This is a genomic window from Yersinia ruckeri ATCC 29473, assembly GCF_000754815.1.
Lineage (GTDB): Bacteria > Pseudomonadota > Gammaproteobacteria > Enterobacterales > Enterobacteriaceae > Yersinia > Yersinia ruckeri.
The window spans coordinates 1,636,256-1,659,910 of record NZ_KN150747.1; the positions used below are offsets into that span (position 1 = coordinate 1,636,256).

Genomic DNA, 23,655 nt, shown 5'->3' on the forward strand with positions numbered 1-23,655 from the left:
TTAGTTAAGTTAAGGGGAATTCCGTGAAACCTGCAGCTCGTCGCCGCGCTCGTGAGTGCGCTGTTCAAGCGATCTACTCTTGGCAGTTGTCTAAAAACGACATCGCTGATGTTGAATTACAGTTCCTGTCGGAGCAGGATGTCAAAGATGTAGACATCACCTATTTTCGCGAGCTGCTGTCTGGGGTTGCGGTTAATGTGACCGCTCTGGATGCATCGATGGCACCGTATCTTTCCCGCCAGCTCGAAGAACTAGGTCAGGTTGAAAAAGCGATTCTGCGTCTTGCGATTTTTGAACTGAGCAAACGTGATGATGTCCCTTACAAAGTGGCAATCAATGAAGCGATCGAACTGGCCAAAATTTTCGGCGCAGAAGATAGCCATAAATTCGTGAACGGCGTACTGGATAAAGTTGCTCCAGTCGTACGCAAACGAAAGTAATCGCATTACATCAACGATATAAATTAAGGTTGTATCTTGGTCTTGATTTATATCGGCTAACCTTTCTGGAATTGTATTATGGCATGTGGCGAATTTGACCTCATTGCTCGCTACTTTGACCGGTTCAGGAGCAACCGCCGGGACGTGGAGTTGGGCATTGGTGACGATTGTGCGTTGCTGACAGTGGGTGAAAAACAACTGTTGGCTATCAGCACCGACACTTTGGTATCCGGCATTCATTTCTTACCGGATATTGATCCGGCAGACTTGGGCTACAAAGCCTTAGCCGTAAACCTCAGCGATTTGGCTGCGATGGGTGCAGACCCTGCTTGGCTCTCCTTGGCACTAACCCTCCCTGAAGTGAATGAACCTTGGCTACAAGCGTTCAGCGACAGTCTGTTCGACCAACTCAATTACTATGGAATGCAGCTGATAGGTGGTGATACTACGAGCGGCCCGTTGAGTCTGACGCTGACGATTCAAGGACTGATCCCCGTTGGCCGCGCATTAACCCGTGCTGGTGCGAGAATTGGTGACTGGATTTATGTCAGTGGAACTTTGGGTGATAGCGCGGCAGGTCTGGCTATTTTGCAAAACCAATTGCGAGTAGAAGATACCAAAGAGCGGGCTGAATTAATCAATCGTCATTTACGACCTCAACCGCGAGTGCTTCAAGGCCAGGCGCTACGAGACTTAGCCAATTCAGCCATTGATATTTCTGATGGGTTGATTTCCGATCTGCAACATATTCTGAAAGCCAGTCACTGCGGAGCTCGCATTGAACTGGATGCTTTACCTTATTCAGATGCGCTAAAGAATAATGTTGAACCTGAACAGGCTCTAGCCTGGGCTTTAAGTGGCGGTGAAGACTATGAGTTGTGCTTTACCGTTCCTGAAATCAATCGTGGTGCGCTTGATGTGGCACTTAGCCACGCCGGAGCAGGCTATACATGTATCGGTCAGATTGCTCCTGTATCGGAAGGAATAAAATTCATCCGTAACCGCAAATCAGTAGATATTGATTTACGTGGCTTTGATCATTTCGCCCCTGCCGGGGCTACCTATGGATGAAGCCAAAAAACGTCTACGCCTGAGTAATCCCTGGCATCTGCTGGCAACTGGCTTTGGCAGTGGATTATCACCCTGGGCACCGGGAACCATGGGATCAATCGCCGCCATTCCATTATGGTTACTCTTGATCCAACTGCCCTGGCAGCTTTACTCCCTGTCTGTGATGTTTAGCATCTGTATCGGTGTCTATATTTGCCACCGAACAGCTAAGGATATGCAAGTCCACGATCACGGCAGTATTGTCTGGGATGAATTCGTTGGCATGTGGATAACTCTAATGGCCTTGCCAGTAAATGATTGGCAATGGGTATTAGCCGGGTTTGTTATTTTCCGCATACTCGATATCTGGAAACCTTGGCCTATTCGCTGGTTTGACCGAAATGTCCACGGCGGCATGGGGATTATGGTCGATGATATTATTGCTGGCGTGGTTGCTGCGGCGGTGATTTATGGGGTGGGGCATCACTGGCCTTTGGCACTCTTCGGTTAACCCTTCATCTTTCACGCCACACCTGCGTTGGCTGCCTTCACGCCCACGGTCACGGTTATTCAGTTGCCGACGCAGAATTAACTCAGACTCAGACTGCTAACAAACCTCGAATCAGTGATCCTGGGTGGAGAAGACAGGCAGAGAGTCAAGTGTCCGCGCCAGGAATGGCGCGGAACGAGCCGACAAGGACGTATTCACGGCGTCTTGACGATCTGCCTGTTTTCGCCGCTGCGAGCACTTTGTCATTAACCTCAATCAACGTAATCGTTCTTCTATTTCTTTCTGGATTCCTGCGGCACTTAAACCAAACTCGGCACGCATCTCGTCTTGTTCGCCCTGCGGAATAAATTGATCAGGCAAACCGATGTTTAACACATCAACCCGCAGGCATTTCGCTGCCAGTAATTCGTTCACGCCACTACCTGCACCGCCCATAATTGCATTTTCTTCCAGAGTAACCAGAAGACGGTGACTGGCAGCCATAGATAATACCAGCGCTTCATCTAATGGTTTGATAAAGCGCATATCTACCAGTGTGGCATTTAGATTTTCGGCAACCTGACGTGCTTCGGATAGCAGTGTACCAAAACACAGAATCGCGATTTTTTCGCCCTGACGACGGACAATACCTCGACCAATAGTCAGTTGCTGTAACGGTTCCAACGTGGTGCCAGTACCATTACCGCGAGGATAGCGAACTGCCGCCGGACCATGATAGTGATAACCGGTGAACAACATTTGGCGACATTCGTTTTCGTCACTTGGAGCCATTATTACCATGTTAGGGATGCAGCGCATAAATGATAAATCGAAGGCTCCCTGATGAGTCTGACCATCGGCACCGACAATACCACCACGATCGATGGCGAATAAAACCGATAAGTTTGGAATGGCAACGTCATGAATGAGCTGATCATAAGCTCGTTGCAGGAAGGTTGAATAGATCGCTACCACCGGTTTGTAACCACCGATAGCTAAACCGGCGGCGAAGGTCACTGCGTGTTGCTCGGCAATAGCGACATCGAAATATTGCCGTGGATATTCTCGTGAGAAGCGTACCATGCCAGAACCTTCGCGCATTGCAGGTGTAACGGCCATGAGTTGGCTATCTTTTGCTGCAGTTTCACACAGCCAATCACCGAAGATTTTGGAGTATGTCGGCAGATCGCTTTTACTTTTTGGCAATGTGCCTAGCGCGGGATCAAATTTGGGAACGGCATGCCAGCCGATGGGATCTTTTTCAGCCGGAGCATAGCCTTTGCCCTTTTTGGTCATGATATGCAGTAACTGCGGGCCTTTCAGGCTACGCATATTCTTCAGCGTTTGGGTCAGCGCCTGTACGTCATGTCCATCAACCGGGCCGATATAATTAAAGCCCAGCTCTTCAAATAGTGTACCTGGTACTACCATGCCTTTCAGATGTTCTTCGGTACGTTTGAGCAACTCTTTGATTGGTGGCAGGCCAGAGAAGGCTTTTTTTCCACCTTCGCGCAGTGTGGAATACAGTTTTCCAGATAACAATTGCGCCAGATGGTTATTTAACGCACCCACGTTTTCAGAGATCGACATCTCATTATCATTGAGTACCACCAACATATCCGGATTGATATCACCAGCGTGGTTCATGGCTTCAAATGCCATCCCTGCGGTGATTGCACCGTCGCCAATGACACACACGGTGCGACGCCCCTTACCTTCGCGTTCGGCGGCTACTGCCATGCCCAGACCGGCGCTGATAGAGGTAGAAGAGTGGCCGACTGACAGCACATCAAATTCACTTTCATCACGCCAAGGGAAAGGGTGCAACCCCCCTTTTTGGCGGATAGTGGCAATCTTATCTCGTCGCCCGGTAAGAATTTTATGTGGATATGCCTGATGGCCGACGTCCCACACCAGATGATCGAAGGGGGTGTTATAGACGTAATGCAAGGCTACGGTCAGTTCTACCGTTCCAAGTCCTGACGCAAAGTGACCGCTGGAACGACTAACCGAGTCGAGTAAGTATTGTCGGAGTTCATCGCACAACTTTGGTAGGCTTTCTTTTGGCAATAAACGCAGTTCCTCGGGGTTCTCCGCAAGTGCCAGTGTCGGGTATTTGGCTATATCAAGACTCATTCGATGCTCATATCAGAGGTGTTTACGTAGGCTACTGTATTTGCCATGTTGGGCAGGCAGTGCCGGTTTCAGGAATCACCTGAGCACCGGTGCGCTGGTTGCAGATAAACATTCTGCATGGGTAATGCCTACTGGATTAATTGTTTCTAATTATCGCGTTCAATTATAAAACTGGCTAGCGCTCGCAATGATGTGGTGTCATAGGATTGTTCGGCCAGAGTATCCAGCGCAGCCAAGGCTTCCTGATATAAATCCCAGGCTTTGGTTTGAGCGGCCTCAAGGCCCAGCAGTGCCGGATAAGTACTTTTACCCAATTGCTGATCGGCTCCCTGACGTTTACCTATTTTGGCGGTATCCCCAATCACATCTAAAATATCGTCCTGTACCTGGAAGGCCAGACCAATGGCATTGGCATAGCGATCCAGTTGTGGCATAGCCAGATGGCCAGCAGTACCGGCGGTCAATGCAGCCATACGTACTGCGGTGCGGATCAGCGCACCGGTTTTATGACGATGAATTTTCTCAAGTTCTGTCAGTGAAATCTGGCGCTCTTCTGCTGCCAAATCCAGCGCCTGACCGCCACACATCCCAGCAACGCCGCTGGCGGTGGCCAATTCAGACAACATACTTATCCGATCTTGCAGGGTAACATCAGGCATGGGCGCGTCGGCCAGAATGCTAAACGCCAGTGTTTGCAAGGCGTCACCGGCCAGAATGGCATTGGCTTCACCAAACTTGATATGGCAGGTTGGTTGGCCGCGCCGCAGATCATCGTTGTCCATTGCCGGTAAATCATCATGCATTAACGAATAGGCATGAATACATTCTACCGCCGCTGCTGGTGCATCCAATGTGGCTAACGGAACGCCAAACATCTGGCCGGTTGCGTAGACCAGGTACGGGCGCAGTCGTTTGCCACCCAACAAGGTGCCATAACGCATGGCCTGCACCAGATCGCTATGGTTAAACGGCAGCGGGGCGATAAAACTTAGCAACGCGTTATTGGCGCGTTGTTGATAGACAGCAAGCTGTTGATTGAATAAAACCGGTTCGCCCATATTCATCTGTGTATTTGGTGTAGACATACTATTCGTTATCCGACGTGAAAGTCGTCAGCGGCGCATCGGCGTCATCGCTGAGTAAAATTTGAACTCGTTGTTCCGCCTGCAACAGGGTTTGCTGGCCTTGCCGGGCTAATTGTATACCGCGTTCGAATTCGGTTAATGCTTCTTCCAGCGGTAATTCACCTGACTCCAGGCGGGTAACAATCTGCTCCAGTTCACTGAGTGAAGATTCGAAACTGGAGCTGTTATTTTCGGTTATGTCTTGCTTGACCGTCGTTTTTTCTGATGCGGATTTTCTAGGCATATTTTATTTTCAACGTTAAGTTGGCGTCAGTGGCCTATCTGGCCGCATTCGGTTTCTGGCTATTGTAACGAATAATGCCGAGCAAATCGTGACGTTTGCGTCGGGTTTTCTTAAGGCAGAGATCATCGATATGGTGATATACTCCGCTCCTTGAATATTATGGGTAAAGCAGACCGCCCGGAGTTGGCCTTACCGATAACATCGTCCATTTACTCAGTGACTGGCTATTTACCGCTGCGTCGTCCGGTCATTCCGACTCCACAGCATTGTTCCATCAATAGCTATCTAATCACTCATCATACTAGACAACTAAAGACCGCCATGAAGTTTATCATTAAATTGTTCCCAGAAATCACCATCAAGAGTCAAACTGTGCGTTTGCGCTTCATTAAGATTCTTACGACTAACATTCGCAACGTGCTAAAACACCTTGATGACTCATTGGCCGTCGTTCGGCATTGGGATCATATTGAAGTTCGCACCAAAGATGAGAATCTTGGCCCTGCTATTTGTGATGCTCTGAGCCGGATCCCTGGGATCCATCATATTCTTGAAGTGGAAGATCGTAGCTATACTGATTTGCATGATATTTTCGAGCAAACGTTGGACACCTATCGCGATACTTTAGTCGGAAAAACTTTCTGTGTACGTGTAAAACGTCGTGGGAAACATGAGTTCAGTTCCGGCGAAGCAGAACGTTATGTCGGTGGTGGCCTGAACCAACACATTGAAACGGCTAAAGTCAAATTGACTGCGCCGCAGGTGACGGTGAATCTGGAGATCGATCAGGACAAGCTGGTGCTGGTTAAAGCGCGTTATGAAGGTTTGGGCGGTTTCCCTATTGGCACGCAAGAAGATGTATTATCACTGATTTCTGGTGGTTTTGATTCCGGTGTTTCCAGTTATATGCTGATGCGTCGTGGTTGTCGGGTACATTATTGTTTCTTCAATCTGGGCGGTTCTGCCCATGAAATTGGCGTTAAGCAGGTCGCTCATTATCTGTGGAACCGTTTTGGTCGCTCCCACAAGGTACGTTTTGTCGCGATTGATTTTGAGCCAGTGGTCGGCGAAATTCTGGAAAAAGTCGAAGATGGCCAGATGGGCGTGGTATTGAAGCGCATGATGGTGCGAGCGGCCTCTCAGATTGCAGAACGCTATGGCGTGCAGGCATTGGTCACCGGTGAAGCGCTGGGGCAGGTTTCCAGCCAGACATTGACCAACTTGCGTTTGATCGATAATGCCTCTGATACTCTGATTCTGCGTCCGCTGATTTCTCACGATAAAGAGCACATCATCAATCTGGCCCGTGAGATTGGCACTGAAGATTTTGCTAAAACCATGCCGGAATATTGTGGTGTGATTTCAAAAAGCCCAACGGTTAAAGCGATAAAAGCCAAAATTGAGGAAGAAGAGTCCCACTTTGACTTCTCGATTCTGGATCGCGTAGTCAGTGAAGCAACCAATGTGGATATTCGCCAAATTGCCGAACAAAGCCGCGAACAATTGGTGGAAGTTGAAACCGTTGCCGAACTGGCTGACAGCGATATCGTGCTGGATATTCGCGCGCCGGACGAGCAGGAAGAAAAGCCACTGAATCTGGAGCGGGTTGAAGTCCGCGCATTGCCGTTCTATAAGCTGAGTACTCAGTTTGGCGATTTGGATCAGAGCAAAACCTATTTGCTGTATTGCGAGCGTGGTGTAATGAGCCGTCTTCAGGCGTTATATCTACGCGAGCAGGGCTATCACAATGTGAAAGTTTACCGACCATAATTTTGGCGGTATTCAGAGGCTCAAGGGCGCTTATGCGCTCTTGAGGTTAATGACAAAGTGCTCGCCGCGATGAAAACCGGCAGATCGTCAAGACGCCGTGAATACCTCCTTGTCGGCTCGCCCCACGCCATTCCTGGCGCGGACGCTTCACTCTTCACCCTGTTTTCCCCACCAGAGATCGCTGGATCGAGGTTTGTCAGCAGCCTGCCTTTGGTGTTTTCATATAACTAATAACGATAATCTTTTTTATCGATACCGTATTTTTTCATCCGCAAATAGAGTTTCTTGCGTGGTACCTGCAGATATTCCGCGACATCGTTAATTCGACCCTGATGAATATTCAGTGCTTCGTTAATAATCTTTAGCTCATATTGATCAATTCGTTCATCCAATGGGCCACCATCCGATTCAGTAGTGAATGCCATGGTATTTTCTGTGAGCGGCATGACGCCGACGGCAAATAACTCAGCAGCATTTAATAATTCACGAATATTGCCTGGCCACGGGCGGCGACATAGGCTTTTGACAAAGGCTTCAGTCAATTGCGGCTGTTGGCGATTCAGGCGGTTACAGGCATTTTCCAGATAATGACGGAATAATACTTCAATGTCGCCGGGGCGTTTGGCCAGCGGCAGACACTCGATCTGGCTCAAGGAAAAGCGGTAATACAGTTCAGGAACCAGTAATTGTTGCGCGGCCAGCTGTGTTGGTAGTGATTGGCTGAGAGCAATCAACCGGAACTGGCACTCTTCTGGGTTTTGCCGGTGTGCCAGCGTGCGCTGCTGTTGGCTATTAAGTTGTTCGATATTTTTAATGACCAGCGTGCCGCACTGAACCTGGTTTATTCCGCGATCCAGATCAAAATTTTTGTCACTACTGGGATCGAGGATCACCAACGGCTTATCCCGGCGTGGACTCAGTTGGTGCAAATAACGAGCAGCCAGAGAGCGACCCGTTCCCAGCTCGCCATAGAAAAATACCGGCACATTGACATCTGCCAGCATCTGTAACCGTTCACGTAGCTGCCGCACCCAACCGCTGTTTCCCAGTAAATGTTCGCTAAGTTGTTCCCGCTGCCAATGACGCCGGATAATCAGGGCTTTTCTGTCGGCCAATGCTTGTTGAACACATTGCAGCAATTTTTCTGGATTAACCGGTTTTTCCAGAAAATCGTAGGCGCCTTTTTTCACGGCTTCAACCGCCATCGGCACATCGCCGTGGCCGGAGATCAGTAAGACAGGTAAATGACGATCCCTGGCTAGCAAGATTTCCAGCAAGGCCATACCCGACAGATTCGGCATGCAAACATCGCTGATAACCATGCCTTGCCAATCGGTGGTTATCAATTCAGCAGCGGCTTGTGGTGAGTTGTAGGGAACCACCTGATAGCCTTCCTGCGTGAGAATTTGGCAATAGGCTTCCAGCACATCGATATCATCATCGATCAATAAAATTTGCTGCTCATTGGTTAGCATGGTTAACACTCCTGAATTGCAATATCACCATTCCGTGGCGGTTTAATGTAGATGCGATCCGCAATTCTCCTCCGCACTGTTCCATAATTGACTGACTTATAGAGAGACCGATTCCCAAACCGACACTTTTACTCGTGGTAAAGGGTTTCAGCAGGCGATCGGCCAACGCCAACGGCCAACCTTGCCCGTTATCACTCAGAATAAGTGAAAAGTTGTTGGTTTGTTGTTCGGTGGTAATTTCAATCACCGGCGGCTTTAGTGTGCAGGCTTCCAACGCATTAGTCAGCAGATTGACCAATACCTGCTGGATGCGGATATCATCGCCATATACCAACGGCAGATTTTCTGGTTTCCGGATCTGGGCATGCAGTGGGCGATGGCGTAGAGCCAGTAAATCCCAGGCGGCATCCAGGCTGGCGTTCAGGTCGATAGGTTGTCGCTGCTGGTCGGCATCGCTACGGCGGGAGAATTGACGTAGTTGTTTGATAATATTCACAATACGTAGAATCAAACCGCGCATTTTATCCAGGTTGGTTTCCAATTGATGGTGATCACCATTTTTCAGCGCCTTTTCGCTGCTGAATAAATACAGCGACATCGCGTTGAGCGGCTGATTCACCTCGTGGGCAAGGGTGGTCATGGTTTGCCCCACCACGGCCAATTTAGCCGCCTGAATCAGCTCATCCTGCGCCGTGCGTAAATCATTTTCGATCGAGCGCCTTTCGTCAATCTCCTGTTTAAGCTGGTTCTTTTGTTGATTAATCTGGCTGATGGTACGGCGCAACAGCTCGGCAATACGGCCTAACTCGTCACCGCCATACACGGGAATAGTGGTATTCAATTCGCCACAGCCTAGGCGAGCCACCGATTGATTGAGCAGAGTAAAGCGTTTAATCAGGCGTGAGCGAATGTAAAAATGGTTGAGGATAAAGGCAAACAGCAGAGCCAGTAAGGTTGCCACGATAATCAATAACCCACTGATACTCATGATATCGCCAAGACGTTGATTAAAGGTTTGTAATTGCTGATGGCTACTGCCTAATTGGTTTTCAATTTGGCTGCGGAAACGGCTCAGGGTTTGCTCTTTCGCACTCAGGGTTTGCTCTAGCAGAGTCAGCGCTTCAGCGCGTTCTTGCATAATTGCCGGCATTTTTTGTTCCGCAATACCCAAGTTAAGCAGTTCATCTATGGTTTGGCGCAACGTGATGGTACTGGGATGCCTAGCTAGCGACTGCATATTGGATTCGGCGGTTTGCTTTAGATAGCGTAGATAACTGATATGGTTATTCAGATTATCAATATTAGGGTTGGCCAATTGTTCCCGCAAATCATCGACAACCTGTGTTTCAATGTGTGCAAGGGCGTATACCAATTGCAGTTCATCTTGCACATTGCGCAGCGTTGTCTGTAACTGGCGGTTCTTATCCTGGCTATTTTTTTGCGTTAGTTGGTCGATTAACGACCCCTGTTGCCAACTAATATCCTGTGAAAGTGAGGTGAGTTCGTTATTAAAATCATCATGTAACCAGTTAATACGCGCGATAATCTCGGTAACTTTCTCTTTAGCGAGAAAGTTACTATAAAGTGCGCCGTCCAGCCGTGAAAGCAATTCCCGACTTCTGGCCAGTGTCGCGGCCAACTGGCGCTGATTATCTGATGTCAGCCGCTGGCTGGCTGCTCCGATAGTATCAAGGCGATGGGCAATCTGATCCCGCATTTGAATTCGTGCTGTGGTATTGGGCGCGTGTTGGAATTCATTCAATTCTTGAATCAGTGCATTCAGATTTTCCTCCAGTTGGAAGGAAGCCTGAATTTTTGGAAAGTAATCATCCAGCGCATAGCGAATTTGCTGGCTCTGGACATGCCATGAATACAGACTAACGGCGCTGACAAATAAGGTCAAAATTGCGCCAAAGGCGAAGGCCCAGCGTAAAATCGAGCTGATAGTGATGCGATAAAACAGTGGGTTCATTTCAGCGATTCCAACTGCTGGATTGCCAGATGCTGCTGTTTTTGGAAAAACTGCTGCCAGAGCATCAATTCAGATTCCGTTGTGTTATCGGCAGGCTGGTTAAAGCGTTGCAGATAATCAGCATCAACTGCCTGCTGTGGACTCACGGGAACGGCGGTCAGTAAGGCGCGAATTTCAGGCAATGGCCGCTTTAAACGAGCTTCAGCACTGTGCAGGGCTTTCCATGCGTCCTGCAACTGATGCAAGCGGAAGGTGATTGCCGTATCAAACAACTGCTGCACCAAGCGTTGGCGTTGTAAAATTTGACGGTAATCTAACGGAGTTTGTTGCAATAAACGCTGCTGTTGTTTTGCTCTGGGATCGGTTACGGGTAATGGCGTGACTGGATATTTCCCGGTGTCGGTGTCCGAAACGGCTTTTTGGCCGTTATCACTAAGTAGAAAATTGATAAATCGGGCGGCATCAGTTTGATGTGACCTATTGTTAGTCATCGCAATAAAGGTGGGTGATGCGCCGCTTTCAGGGAAGTAGCTGAAGGTTAGCTGTGGATCTTTCAGTAGCAGAGTCGCGTAGTTATCAATAATCGGCCCTGCGATACCCAGACCGGTTTTAATTTTATTGGATACGCCAAAGCTGCGGGACGAGATCGTGGCCAGATTGCCAGAAATTTCCAGTAAGGTTTCCCAGCCTTGTTGCCAGCCTCGTTGCTGCAATAATGTTTCTATCATCAAATGGTTGGTATCAGAACGGGAAGGGCTGCTCATCAAAATCATCCCCTGATAACGAGCATCTTTTAGCCCATCCCATGTGACTGGTGTGGGTAGGTGCTTTTCCTTTAAGCGCGCACTGTTGGCCAAAATACCATAACCCGAAATAGCGACTGCCGCCGTTGAACTGCGAAGTGACTCAGGTACTCGCTGCTGGCTGTGCATCGTTAGTGGCGGCAACATAGCCAGGCGCTGGTGATCCTGTAAATGCTGCATCAACATTGGGGATGAGGTCAGCACCAAATCAATGTTATCCCCCATTGGTGTGCTCAATAAACGCTCAAGAGAGGAACTGGTGCGATTCAACGTGCGAATAGGAACTGCCTGCGGCTGCTTATGCCACTCGGTAATGATATGTGCCGTTGCTTCAGGGGAGAATGTGGTGGCAATAACCAATTCATTGCTCAGCGCTAGCGGGGGAAATCCAGTATAGAGAATTACACTCAATAAGATATTACGCAGTGTCATCATGTATTTTTCATCCCCAGACTGATATGTGACTGATGTCAAATAAATAACAAATAAAACGAATTCTTTTTGGCCTGTTGATTGTTCTTATTTGTCCCATTTTTATATTTTTCAGGCCAGAAAAATAAATATAACTAAAAATGAGTTAATTCTGACTCATAAATTATGGCTCATTGTGTCAATGATGGAACATATTGGTACGGTTGCGCCAAACTGTCAGCCGAGGCATGCTTGACGGGTAACATCATGACGCAGTGGTACTGGGCTTATCAACCGCTTTATGTCATAGAACCGTTTAAATTATTCAGACAATGATCTGGGATAACAGATTTATTGGCGTCGATGCCAGGGATATCTATTTCTCAAAATAATATTTTAATAATAATTCTTAAAGGTGAACTATGCTCGCATTTATGAAACCTAAGATAGCAACCCATAAAGTTCCCGACGATAAAGTCATGGCAACATATAATCGTTATCGGGTTCAGGCGTTGTTCAGTATATTTATTGGTTACCTTTCCTACTATATTGTCAGAAATAACTTCACACTTTCTACACCGTATTTAAAAGAGCAATTACACTTGAGTGCCACAGAAATTGGCATGCTAAGTAGCTGTATGCTGATCGCCTATGGAATCAGTAAAGGCATCATGAGTAGCCTGGCGGATAAAGCCAACCCAAAAATTTATATGGCGATGGGCTTGCTGCTATGTGCTTTGGTCAACGTTGGCCTCGGGTTCAGCGGCGCATTTTGGTTGTTCGCCGTCTTAGTCATTTTTAACGGTTTATTCCAGGGAATGGGAGTTGGGCCTTCGTTTATTACCATCGCCAACTGGTTCCCTCGTCGTGAGCGTGGCCGCGTCGGTGCCATCTGGAATATTTCTCATAATGTAGGCGGCGGCGTTGTTGCTCCGATCGTGGGGGGCGCATTAGCCATCTTGGGTAGTGAACACTGGCAAACGGCCAGCTATATTGTGCCAGCCATTGTTGCGGTGGTCTTGGGCTCACTGGTATTACTGCTGGGTAAGGGATCGCCGGTTAGCGAGGGCTTACCTCCATTACCGGAAATCATGCCAGAAGATTTGGTGGTAGAGCCGGTGGCCGCCGGGCAGAAAGCGCCAGAAAATATGTCAGCATTCCAGATTTTCTGTACCTATGTATTGAAAAACAAACATGCCTGGTATGTCTCTTTTGTTGATGTATTTGTCTACATGGTTCGCTTTGGTATGATCAGTTGGTTGCCAATTTACCTACTGACGGAAAAACACTTCACTAAAGGTGAAATGAGTGTGGCTTTCCTGTTCTTTGAATGGGCGGCAATCCCCTCTACTTTATTGGCTGGCTGGTTATCGGATAAGTTTTTCCGTGGTCGCCGGATGCCGTTGGCGATGATCTGTATGGTGATGATCTTCATCTGTCTGATCGGTTACTGGCAATGTGATTCTCTGTTGATGGTGACGTTCTTTGCGGCAATTGTCGGGTGTTTGATTTATGTACCGCAGTTCTTGGCATCAGTGCAAACCATGGAAATCGTACCGAGCTTTGCTGTTGGTTCAGCCGTTGGTCTACGCGGTTTTATGAGCTACATATTGGGTGCGAGCCTGGGAACCAGCCTATTTGGCGTGATGGTTGATCGGGTCGGTTGGCACGGTGGTTTTTACCTGCTGATGGGCGGTATCGTCTGCTGTATTATTTTCTGCTACTTATCCCATCGCGGCGTACTGGAACTGGAGCGTGAGCGCAAAGGCCAGCAGGCGCGTTTGGCGGAAGAGGCTCTGGCCTAACGGAATTTTGGCAGCCGTTCAGAATTGAGCGGCTGCGATCTCAATCAATTTCGATAGTTAAATATGCCCGGCGGCAGAATGAGTTGGCGGGCAACTTCTTCAGCTTTCTCTCTTCCTAGTAACAGGAAAATAATTTTCAATGCAAAATCAATGGATGTCGCTGGTCCCTGACTGGTCAACAGATTAACCCGCCGGTCGTAAACCACTCGCTGATCCATCCATTTATTCGCAGAAATTTTCTCTTTCAACCCAGGGAAACCAGTCATATTTCCTATTGGAAATAAATTATGGTGTTCCAGAACCAACGCGGGCGCGGCACAGATTGCCGCAACCAAATAGCCTTCATTATGAGTTCGCCGTATTTTCTCTACCAATAACGGGCTATCGCGGAAGCACTCGGCACCTTTGATGCCTCCGGGTAACACGACTACCTCAAATTGTTGATCGACAATATCGACTAATCGGGCATCAGCTAATAGCTTTACACCACGCGAGCAAGTAATTACTAACTCCCCATTGCTGGCTACGCTTGCGGTAGTGACTTTAATGCCGCCGCGAACCAGCACATCAATAGTGGTGACCGCTTCGGTTTCTTCACTCCCAGGAGCCAGGCAGACCAGAGCCGATACGCTCATACTCATTTTCCTTTCGTTTAATAAAATGATACAGACGAGTATTGGCAGGTAACGTCATTCCATGATTGCGTGCCCGCTGCAATAAATAGCCAGTAATATAATCAATTTCGGTATGGCGTTGGTTACGCAGGTCTTGCAGCATCGAAGAGGTATTATCCGCGGTGCTTTGGATCACTTCATACACATAATCGAGCAGGCTGCTGGCTGAAGTGTGGAAGCCTTCCATTTCCATCACACTGGCAATTTCGGCACACAACACACGGATTTGCTCTGGATAGCGCTGTAAGTCGCAGTTACGGCACTCGTACCATCCGGTAAGCGGATTAATAACGCAGTTGACTGCCAGTTTGTGCCAACAGGAGGATGCAATATCATTGTGCCAGGCCACATCTGGCAAGGCGTGATGAAGTGTATCGGCCAAATAACTGACATCGTTGCTTTGTGCCAATGCGGGGCCAATATGCGTAATACCGCTGGCGACATGCACAATGGTATTGCCATCACGCCGTGCGGCGTGAGTGGTGACCCCGTGCAGGAATATGTGCCCCTCACGGGGTAATTCTTCCTGAGTTCCCATGCCGTTATGGAGTAGTAAAACCGTGCAATCAGGGTTAAGTTTTGGCAGCAGAGAACTGACGGCGCTGGATACTTGCCAGGCTTTCAGACACACCAGCAATAATTCACTTTGTGCTAAATGCTGTGGATCATTGGTCGGCAAATTTTGGTTGAATTCATCACCTTCCAACGTAATCAGGTTGACAGAGCAGTAGGGTTGGGGCACTCGTAGCCAACCCTGCACATCATGGCCCTGTTGATAAAGGGCAGATAACCAAAGTTGTCCCAGCGCTCCGCAACCAAGTACTGTGATTTTCATGAATGACTCCCTTGGTAAAAACGGAAAAAGCGCAAAATTATTCTAAGTGTTATGCTTCGATTATAGACTTTTTCTTCATTAAACGCTGAGTTAGCACTATTTCTCGCCTGTCATGGGCAGGATGAGTGGCTCAGTTTTGTCTATGGCGATAAAACGAGTATTATGCTCGCCATTCATCTTATCAGGAGGAGGGAATATGCCATCTTTCGACATCGTTTCTGAAATTGATATGCAGGAAGTGCGTAACGCAGTTGAAAACGCCACGCGCGACCTGGCAAACCGTTGGGATTTTCGTAACGTTCCGGCGAGTTTCGAATTAAATGAAAAAAATGAAAGTATTAAGGTTGTCAGCGAATCTGATTTTCAGGTTGAGCAATTACTCGATATTCTGCGCGCTCAACTGAGCAAACGTGGTATTGAAGGGGCAGCGTTGGAAATCCCGGCAGAAATGGACCGCAGTGGTAAAACTTACAGTGTGGAAGCCAAACTGAAACAAGGGATTGAAAGTGTTCAGGCTAAGAAATTGGTCAAATTGATCAAAGACAGCAAACTGAAGGTTCAGGCTCAGATCCAGGGTGAGCAAGTTCGTGTAACCGGTAAAGCCCGTGACGATCTACAAAGCGTTATGACATTGATTCGTGGCGCCGATCTGGGGCAGCCGTTCCAGTTCAATAACTTCCGCGACTAAGTCAACCAGCAAAGAGGAACAGCAACCCCATACCGGTGTGTTCCTCTTTTTTATTCGCCAATTAGACCGCGTTAACCAACTGTTCCAATTGATTGCGGTTAGTCTGTTTGGTATCAACCTTCACATAGGCACTACGCTCTGCCGCGACGACAATGGCTTCAGTGACCCCAGGTTGCGCTTTGATGCGATCTTCCAGTGCCGCGTCTTTTACCGCCAATTCGGACAAAGTAATACGTAAACTACTGACATAAGGCGGCTCCTGCATCGTTATGCTGACGGTAAACCACATCAACGCAATCAATGCGCCGGCAATAAAGACCATATCTGCGCCCTCTAAACCGAATAACCAACCGCCTAAACTACCGCCGATAGCGACACCAATAAACTGGCTGGTGGAGTAAATTCCCATCGCCGTACCTTTATAACCGGCAGGGGATTCCTTACTAATCAATGAAGGCAGAATCGCTTCCATTACATTGAATGCAATAAAGAAAATTTGAATGCCAGCAATAATTCCCCATAGATGTTCCCCCGATGCCCATAGCACCAGTTCGGCAATCAACAATACAAAGACACAGCCGATAAACACCTGTTTCATTTGCCGTTTTACTTCTGCATAAATAATAAAGGGAACCACAGCCATAAAGGAAACCAACATAGTTACCAGATACACTTTCCAGTGTTGCTCAGGCTGCAAACCCGCTTTAGCCATCGCCTGAGGCAGAACGACAAAACTCGACATCAGCAAAATATGCAGGCACATAATGCCAAAGTTGAGCTTCAGCAAGCGGCTATTTTTCAACACCTTGTTGACGCTGCCTTTGACAATACTGGATTCTCGGTTAAGCACATGAGTATCAGTCGATGGCACTACCGCCAAGGTGATGACGATGCCAAGCAGTGCCAAGACGGCAATGGCCCAAAATAAGGCACTTAGGCCAAAAGCGTGAGTCACAATCGGCCCGAGTACCATCGCAATAGCGAAGGTAATACCGAAGCTTACACCAATAAATGCCATCGCTTTAGTGCGGTTCTGTTCGCGGGTGAGATCGGAGAGTAAAGCCATTACTGCGGCGGCGATAGCGCCGGAGCCTTGTAAGGCTCTGCCGAGAATAATGCCCCAAATGGAATCACTTATGGCCGCGATGACGCTGCCTAATGCAAAGATCAGTAGACCCCCGACAATCAGTGGCTTACGGCCAATTCGGTCGGAAACCAGGCCAAAAGGAATCTGAAAAATAGCCTGAGCCAGACCATAAATACCGATAGCAATACCGATAAGTGCTTCACTGGCACCGGCCAGAGCCATCCCATAGGTGGTAATCACTGGCAACACCATAAACATGCCGAGCATGCGCAGTGAAAATACCGTTCCCAGACCCCAGGTTGCCCTAAGTTCTAACGGTGTCATTTTATTATCGTTCATTACCACCTCAAAAAAACCAATTGCACTATTGTAATGATGTTCGTGCCAACCGGTAAATCTATTGATGTTTAGAATGTATTACAGCCAGAGAAGGATTCTTTCAAAAAAAGACGTTATATCGGACCGCCGCCAGAGGTGCTTGAACGAAAGATCGGTATTAGCGGGAAAAACAGATATGAATAGATGAGTGAGATAGATAGGGTAGGAAAAATGACGCGGCCAAGAGGAAATCCGTCTGGCCGCAGTATAAATTTTTCGGTTTACTTATCCGACGTAAGTCAGTAATCCCGCAGATGAAGGGACATTGAAGTCCACAGACATCATTACGCTCAATGACGTGATAGCGATGATTGAGAATATGAAAAGTTTTCTCGCCCATACGCTGTCATTGGTAGCTTTGTAGCCACGCAACGCCATACCTAGCCACCACACGCTCACCGCAGCAGCGACAACCAGATATTTATATCCGGCGTAACCACTCAGGGTCAGCATCAGGGTCGCGACCATAAAGGCCAGAATATAAAGGGTAATATGGTTTTTGGTGACCGATATTCCTTTTATCACTGGCAATACAGGGATATTCGCAGCCTGATAATCTTTAAAGCGGAAAATAGCGATAGCGTAAGAATGCGGCATCTGCCAGATGCTGAAGATCAGTAATAAGATCAACGCGCCGGTGTCGAACTGGCCAGTAACAGCACAATAACCGATAACCGGTGGTGCAGCACCGGAGAGACTACCGATTAATGTACCGTAGACTGACTTACGCTTCATGTAGAGGCTATAAACCCCAACATAGATAATGAAACCAATGACGGCCAGCATCATTGCTAACGCATTGGCCGCCACATAAAGCAACAGCATGCCAGCAATACCCAGTACCGAAGCATAAATCAGGCTTATCTTCGGTTCGATAAGGCCTTTTACCAAGACCCGGTTCTTCGTTCTCTCCATGATGCAGTCGATATCGCGGTCGATATAGTTGTTAAACACACACCCGGAGGCAACAACTAACGAGACACCAATAAGCGTGGCGAGAAAAAGGGGGTAATCAATGTCGCCTTTAGAGGCGAGGAGGAATCCCCCAACGACAGAAATTAAATTGCCGAAAATAATTCCTGGTTTAGTTACTTGTAGGTATTGCTTAATCATCACATGCAGCTCTTTAGTCAACCATCATATTGATGTTGAGGTTGTACATAATCCACAGCGAGCCCACAACAACGATAGCGATAATCATCACGGTGAACAGAAACGCCACCAGGTTCCAGCGTTCTTCCGACTTTCCATTCATATGCAGGAAGTACACTAAATGTACGATAATCTGCACCACGGCAAGGGTGACCACCGTTGCCAGAATCATGGTATGAGAAGCCGTTCCCTGCATAACCATAACAAATGGAATTACTGTCAAAATAATCGACAGAATAAAGCCGATAAGATAGGACTTCAGGCTACCGTGGCTGGCTCCACCGTGGCCAGTAGTTGAATGACTCATTTACATGGCTCCTAACAGATAAACAACGGTGAACACACAGATCCACACCACATCGAGGAAGTGCCAGAACAGGCTCAGACACATCAGACGAGTTTGGTTAGTTGGATTCAGACCACGCTTGGCAACTTGAATCATCATAATGATGATCCAGACTAAACCTGTCGTTACGTGAAGACCATGCGTGGCAACCAGCGCGAAGAAGCTGGATAAGAACGCGCTGCGATCTGGGCCATATCCTTCTGCGATCAGGTGATGGAATTCATAGATTTCCATCGCCACAAAGCCCAAGCCGAACAGGAAGGTCATACCCAACCAGATATTGACCTGGTTTTTGTTGCCTTTGTTCATGCCCAGCATGGCTACGCCGTAGGTAATACTACTGAACAGTAACAGGAAGGTTTCAACCAGAACAAAGTTCAAGTCGAAAATATCCTTACCTGTCGGACCGCCAGCGGTTCCATTTACCAACACTGCATAAGTTGCGAACAAGGTCGCAAACAAAATACAGTCGCTCATCAGGTAGACCCAGAAGCCGAAAACCTTAGTGGCTCCCGCATCGTGGTGCCCATGCTCGGCATGGGCTACGTTGTGGTTAGTCAGAGTTTCAGTTGACATGATTCACGCCTGCTTTGCTGATTTGTTCATGGTGAAGATTTTCGATGCGCTCAACTTCTTCTGCTGGCACATAGTAATCCACATCCTCGTCGAAACTTTTCACGATCCAGGTGACGATCATGCCAACGAAACCAGCGATAGCCATCCACCAGATGTGCCAGACCATGGCGAAGCCAAAGATCAGACTGAAAGCCGCAATGATGACACCCGCACCGGTATTCTTCGGCATGTGGATCTCTTCGTATTTTGCTGGGCGTTTGTAAGCTTCGCCTTTCTCTTTCATATCCCAGAATTCATCACGGTCAACAACTTCAGGTACCACAGCGAAGTTATAGAACGGCGGTGGGGAAGAGGTAGACCATTCCAGCGTACGAGCATCCCACGGATCACCGGTCAGATCGCGATTTTGCTCACGGTCACGGTCACGGACACTGACAAAGACCTGGATAACCTGACACAAGATACCGCAGGCAATCAGCACTGCACCGCCAGCCGCTACCATCAACATCGGGTGGAATTCCGGGTTGATATCCTGACTTAAACGACGAGTCATACCCATAAAGCCCAGCACATACAAAGGCATAAAGGCGACGAAGAAACCGATAATCCAGAACCAGAAAGCACGTTTGCCCCATGTTTCGTTCAGCGTAAAGCCGAAGGATTTAGGGAACCAATAAGTCAGACCGGCGAAGCAACCGAAGACTACGCCGCCGATGATCACGTTATGGAAGTGAGCAATCAGGAACAGGCTGTTATGCAATACGAAGTTCGCACCTGGAACCGCCAACAGCACGCCGGTCATCCCACCGATAGAGAAGGTGATGATAAAGCCAACGGTCCACAGCATGGCAGAGTTGAACTGAATGCGGCCTTGATACATGGTGAACAGCCAGTTGAAGATCTTCACCCCGGTTGGGATGGAAATAATCATGGTGGCAATACCGAAGAAGGCATTTACGTTGGCACCGGATCCCATGGTAAAGAAGTGGTGTAGCCAAACAATAAATGACAGAACGGTAATGGCAATAGTGGCCCAAACCAATGAGGTATAACCGAATAGACGTTTCTTCGAGAAGGTCGCAGTGACTTCGGAGAACACCCCGAATACCGGCAGAACCAGGATATACACCTCCGGATGGCCCCAGGCCCAAATCAGGTTGATGTACATCATCATGTTGCCGCCCATATCATTGGTAAAGAAATGGGTGCCCATGTAGCGATCAAGCGTCAACAATGCAACGGTGACGGTCAGAATCGGGAAAGAAACGATAATCAGGATGTTGGTACAGAAAGCCGCCCAAGTAAAGACGGGCATTTTCATCATCGACATACCTGGTGCGCGCATCTTGAGGATAGTCGCGAAGAAGTTAACACCGGTCAGCAAAGTACCCAGACCTGAAATCTGTAGACTCCATATCCAGTAATCAACACCGACTCCTGGGTTGTACTCGATACCTGACAGTGGCGGATATGCCAGCCAGCCAGTTTGAGCAAATTCACCGACTCCCAGAGAAATGTTGATTAACACCACCCCGACGACGAAGAACCAGAAGCTTAGGGAGTTCAAGAACGGGAAGGCAACGTCGCGCGCACCAATTTGCAAAGGTACAACGATGTTCATCAGACCAACCACGAAAGGCATCGCCATGAAGAAGATCATGATTACGCCGTGAGCGGTAAATATCTGGTCATAGTGATGAGGTGGCAGGAATCCCGCCTCACCCGCCGAAGCCAGCGCCTGTTGGCTTCGCATCATGATGGCATCGGCGAAACCGCGCAACAGCATGACCATGGCCACCAGAATGTACATGATCCCGATTTTTTTATGGTCAACAGAGGTTAACCATTCGCTCCATAACCATTTCCATTTGCCGAAATAGGTCAGGGCGGCAACCAATGCCAAACCGCCAAGAACAATGGCAGCAACGGTAACCATTATTATTGGTTCGTGTAACGGAACCGCATCAAGTGTTAATTTTCCCAACATCGTTTTATTCCTCGGCTCCGGCGTGAGAGTGTTCGCCCATTTCCATGCCTTTGCTCATGTCCATGCCTTTATGCATGTCATCGCTCTTGTGCATGTTCATATCGCCCATAAATTTGCCAATAGTTTCTTTAAACAGCTCTGGCTTAACGCTGGAGAAGTACTCAACCGGGTTATTTTCACTCGGCTCAGCCAACTTATCGAAATCAGCAGTAGTATTCAGGGTGTTTGGCGATTTTTTCACCTGCGCGACCCACTGATCGAAATCACCTTGAGTCGGTGTTGCGATGGCAGTGAATTTCATTCCAGAGAAGCCTTTACCGCTGAAGCTGCTGGAAATACCTTTGTATTTACCTGGCTCATTGGCAATCAGATGCAGTTTGGTTTGCATCCCGGCCATCGCATAAATCTGCCCGCCTAACTGAGGAATAAAGAATGAGTTCATTACCGAGTTAGATGTGATCTTGAAGTTCACCGGAACATCTGTAGGGAAAGCGAGTTCATTAACGGTGGCAATGCCTTGTTCTGGATAGATAAATAACCATTTCCAGTCCAAAGAAACCACTTCAATGGTGATCGGTTCTTTACCTTCAACGACCAACGGTTTGAATGGATCCAATTCGTGAGATGTTTTCCAGGTTATCGTGGCCAGAATGGCGATGATAATGATGGGAACAGCCCATACAACCAGCTCAATTTTGTTGGAATGGGACCAGTTCGGGGTATAGGTTGCATTTTTGTTAGAAGCACGGAACTTCCACGCAAACGCAAACGCCATAAGAATAACCGGAACTACTACGATCAACATTAAACCGATAGCGGTGAGTATCAGCGTTTTTTGTTCGAGTCCGATTGTGCCTTTAGGGTTCATCAATACCATATCGCAACCACCGAGTGATACCGTGGCTGCAAATAAAGACAATATCCCAATATTTTTAATGTATTTCTTAAGTCTCATCTAACGACCTCAATTACAAAGGGCTCTATTGTCGTTTCATGTGTGCGGGCATTTTACGGGAAGGTTGCAAGACTGTAAACATGCTTAAGATTGTGTCAGCGGCTTGTTGACACTTTATGTTAAGGGGGTCACAGATGTTGCTTACCGTGACAATTTACTAATAGCAACAATATGTTGGCGAAGTGAGAGATGAACTAAAGTGACTATACTAAGTAAAAACAATGCCAAGCAGGCTTTTATTGCGGAAAAATAGAGATTTGGCGGGCGATTATTGGTCAGGGTATGTAAATAATATGTACGGAAAAGGTAAATTTAAATATCTTCCGGGGTGACTTAAATAGTTACCCCGGAATTATTTAGTTAGAAATTATATTTAACAGAGTAGATGATACCGTCTTGTAAAAAGTCTTCGCCCAACTTGTTGTAGGCATAACGGTACTGAATACCGGTAGTCAATTGCTTAACTGGTGTCCACCACAACGCGATAGCACCATTCACGCCATTGCGGCCACCGTTACCTGCTGCATAACGTTCTGCACGGTTGAATTCCAGCTCGTTCCAGTTGGTGATACTGAATTTCTCATCGAAAGCGGTAAAATCATAGCCTGCGACCCAGCCGACAACGTAACCGTTATTACCAGAATAATAGGTTTGGTCAACATAATGCAGGGCGACGAAAGGTTTCATCCACACGCCGGCAACAGTTGCGTTATAGCCGATACCGTACAGCGTGTTCACTTCGTGGAAGTTGCTGTAGTCATTGCCCTGAGCGCTTGGCAGAGAGTATGTACCGTATACGTGACCGTACAGGTTGAAACCGGAGTCACCCAAATAGTAGCGGCCGGTGGTTTTAAAGGTATAACGTTGGTTATCACCTGGCTGAGCGGTTTTGGAGTTGAACGGGTTTTCCAAATCGAAGAAGCCGTAAACTTCGCCCCAGCTAAAGCCCGCGCCGCCTTCCAGTTCAATGTAAGCAAAATCGTCTTTATGGGATGAATCACCAGATTTATGCGTAGTGCTCTTCGTCCAGTCTAGGTAGTTCATGCTGATGTTGCCAAAGCCCCATTGATATTCAGCTTGGACAGACGGTGCCAGAGTGACTGCGGTCAACGCGAGAGCGCCAACGAGAATTTTACGCATAAATGCCTCAATTAGGTTGAATTGTTTCTGGTGAAATAAAAGGACACATGTCCTTGATAAAAAGTGCGCACATCATAGTCTGACCGCACAAAAGGATAAAGACCCAGGGGTGATTCG

At 47.8% G+C, this 23,655-nt stretch carries 21 protein-coding genes; 6 read left to right on the forward strand and 15 right to left on the reverse strand.

The window, feature by feature from the left end:
• Nucleotides 1-23 precede the first annotated feature (23 nt).
• From nusB to pgpA, 3 genes are all read left to right on the forward strand, one after another.
• Nucleotides 24-440 carry a transcription antitermination factor NusB gene (gene nusB, locus DJ39_RS07285; RefSeq protein ID WP_004720354.1) on the forward strand — a complete coding sequence of 139 codons (417 nt, stop codon included), beginning with the start codon at nt 24-26 and terminating at the stop codon, nt 438-440.
• Nucleotides 441-518: 78 nt separating this feature from the next.
• Nucleotides 519-1,511 carry a thiamine-phosphate kinase gene (gene thiL / locus DJ39_RS07290; protein WP_038243691.1) on the forward strand — a complete coding sequence of 331 codons (993 nt, stop codon included), beginning with the start codon at nt 519-521 and terminating at the stop codon, nt 1,509-1,511.
• On the forward strand, nt 1,504-2,001 hold the full coding sequence (gene pgpA, locus DJ39_RS07295; protein ID WP_038243694.1) for a phosphatidylglycerophosphatase A: 498 nt from the start codon (nt 1,504-1,506) through the stop codon (nt 1,999-2,001). Before thiL ends, pgpA begins: the two co-directional genes overlap by 8 nt.
• A 255-nt stretch (nt 2,002-2,256) precedes the next feature.
• On the opposite strand, the gene dxs is transcribed toward pgpA, so the two are convergent.
• The 3 genes from dxs to xseB form a co-directional block, all read right to left on the reverse strand.
• Nucleotides 2,257-4,116, reverse strand: a complete 1,860-nt coding sequence (dxs, locus tag DJ39_RS07300; protein ID WP_004718654.1) for a 1-deoxy-D-xylulose-5-phosphate synthase — start codon at nt 4,114-4,116, stop codon at nt 2,257-2,259.
• 146 nt (nt 4,117-4,262) lie between these two features.
• On the reverse strand, nt 4,263-5,180 hold the full coding sequence (gene ispA / locus DJ39_RS07305) for a (2E,6E)-farnesyl diphosphate synthase (protein ID WP_004718655.1): 918 nt from the start codon (nt 5,178-5,180) through the stop codon (nt 4,263-4,265).
• 22 nt (nt 5,181-5,202) lie between these two features.
• Nucleotides 5,203-5,484, reverse strand: a complete 282-nt coding sequence (gene xseB, locus DJ39_RS07310; protein WP_004718658.1) for an exodeoxyribonuclease VII small subunit — start codon at nt 5,482-5,484, stop codon at nt 5,203-5,205.
• 321 nt (nt 5,485-5,805) lie between these two features.
• Between xseB and thiI the strand changes: the two genes are divergently transcribed.
• Complete coding sequence (thiI, locus tag DJ39_RS07315; RefSeq protein ID WP_038251697.1) at nt 5,806-7,254, forward strand: tRNA uracil 4-sulfurtransferase ThiI; 1,449 nt, start codon at nt 5,806-5,808, stop codon at nt 7,252-7,254.
• Between the two features lie 227 nt (nt 7,255-7,481).
• On the opposite strand, the gene pgtA is transcribed toward thiI, so the two are convergent.
• Genes pgtA through DJ39_RS07330 form a run of 3 tightly spaced genes read right to left on the reverse strand, consistent with a single transcriptional unit; the run spans nt 7,482 to nt 11,939 of the window.
• Complete coding sequence (gene pgtA, locus DJ39_RS07320) at nt 7,482-8,729, reverse strand: two-component system response regulator PgtA (protein ID WP_038243697.1); 1,248 nt, start codon at nt 8,727-8,729, stop codon at nt 7,482-7,484.
• A complete protein-coding gene (gene pgtB, locus DJ39_RS07325) occupies nt 8,716-10,701 on the reverse strand; it encodes a two-component system sensor histidine kinase PgtB (protein ID WP_038243700.1) in 1,986 nt (661 codons plus the stop codon). The genes pgtA and pgtB overlap by 14 nt, the downstream gene beginning before the upstream one ends.
• Nucleotides 10,698-11,939 carry an ABC transporter substrate-binding protein gene (locus DJ39_RS07330; protein ID WP_004718663.1) on the reverse strand — a complete coding sequence of 414 codons (1,242 nt, stop codon included), beginning with the start codon at nt 11,937-11,939 and terminating at the stop codon, nt 10,698-10,700. The genes pgtB and DJ39_RS07330 overlap by 4 nt, the downstream gene beginning before the upstream one ends.
• 398 nt (nt 11,940-12,337) lie before the next feature.
• Between DJ39_RS07330 and pgtP the strand changes: the two genes are divergently transcribed.
• Nucleotides 12,338-13,720: a phosphoglycerate transporter PgtP gene (gene pgtP / locus DJ39_RS07335; RefSeq protein ID WP_038243702.1), complete on the forward strand. Its 1,383-nt coding sequence runs from the start codon at nt 12,338-12,340 to the stop codon at nt 13,718-13,720.
• Between the two features lie 44 nt (nt 13,721-13,764).
• Here pgtP and yajL read toward each other — a convergent pair whose 3' ends face one another.
• Together yajL and panE are read right to left on the reverse strand one after the other, a co-directional pair.
• Entirely contained in the window at nt 13,765-14,355 is a 591-nt protein-coding gene (yajL, locus tag DJ39_RS07340; protein WP_038243705.1) for a protein deglycase YajL, read from the reverse strand.
• Nucleotides 14,315-15,229 (reverse strand): 2-dehydropantoate 2-reductase, encoded by a 915-nt coding sequence (panE, locus tag DJ39_RS07345; protein WP_004718670.1) that lies wholly within the window; start codon nt 15,227-15,229, stop codon nt 14,315-14,317. Before panE ends, yajL begins: the two co-directional genes overlap by 41 nt.
• A 196-nt stretch (nt 15,230-15,425) precedes the next feature.
• On the opposite strand from panE, the gene DJ39_RS07350 reads away from it, so the two are divergent.
• On the forward strand, nt 15,426-15,917 hold the full coding sequence (locus tag DJ39_RS07350; RefSeq protein ID WP_004718671.1) for a YajQ family cyclic di-GMP-binding protein: 492 nt from the start codon (nt 15,426-15,428) through the stop codon (nt 15,915-15,917).
• Nucleotides 15,918-15,978: 61 nt separating this feature from the next.
• Here DJ39_RS07350 and DJ39_RS07355 read toward each other — a convergent pair whose 3' ends face one another.
• The 7 genes from DJ39_RS07355 to DJ39_RS07385 all read right to left on the reverse strand — a co-directional run bounded on the left by DJ39_RS07355 (nt 15,979) and on the right by DJ39_RS07385 (nt 23,538).
• Nucleotides 15,979-17,343, reverse strand: coding sequence for an MFS transporter (locus DJ39_RS07355; protein ID WP_004718673.1), 1,365 nt, complete (start codon nt 17,341-17,343; stop codon nt 15,979-15,981).
• A gap of 264 nt (nt 17,344-17,607) precedes the next feature.
• Complete coding sequence (gene cyoE, locus DJ39_RS07360) at nt 17,608-18,495, reverse strand: heme o synthase (RefSeq protein WP_004718675.1); 888 nt, start codon at nt 18,493-18,495, stop codon at nt 17,608-17,610.
• A gap of 13 nt (nt 18,496-18,508) precedes the next feature.
• Nucleotides 18,509-18,841: a cytochrome o ubiquinol oxidase subunit IV gene (locus tag DJ39_RS07365; RefSeq protein WP_004718677.1), complete on the reverse strand. Its 333-nt coding sequence runs from the start codon at nt 18,839-18,841 to the stop codon at nt 18,509-18,511.
• The gene (locus DJ39_RS07370; RefSeq protein WP_038243708.1) at nt 18,842-19,456 is read right to left on the reverse strand and encodes a cytochrome o ubiquinol oxidase subunit III; all 615 of its coding nucleotides are present in this window, start codon (nt 19,454-19,456) and stop codon (nt 18,842-18,844) included.
• Complete coding sequence (gene cyoB, locus DJ39_RS07375; protein ID WP_038251281.1) at nt 19,446-21,443, reverse strand: cytochrome o ubiquinol oxidase subunit I; 1,998 nt, start codon at nt 21,441-21,443, stop codon at nt 19,446-19,448. Before cyoB ends, DJ39_RS07370 begins: the two co-directional genes overlap by 11 nt.
• A gap of 4 nt (nt 21,444-21,447) precedes the next feature.
• A complete protein-coding gene (cyoA, locus tag DJ39_RS07380) occupies nt 21,448-22,398 on the reverse strand; it encodes a cytochrome o ubiquinol oxidase subunit II (RefSeq protein ID WP_038243712.1) in 951 nt (316 codons plus the stop codon).
• 360 nt (nt 22,399-22,758) lie between these two features.
• Entirely contained in the window at nt 22,759-23,538 is a 780-nt protein-coding gene (locus tag DJ39_RS07385) for a nucleoside-specific channel-forming Tsx family protein (protein WP_004718684.1), read from the reverse strand.
• Between the last annotated feature and the right edge of the window lie 117 nt (nt 23,539-23,655).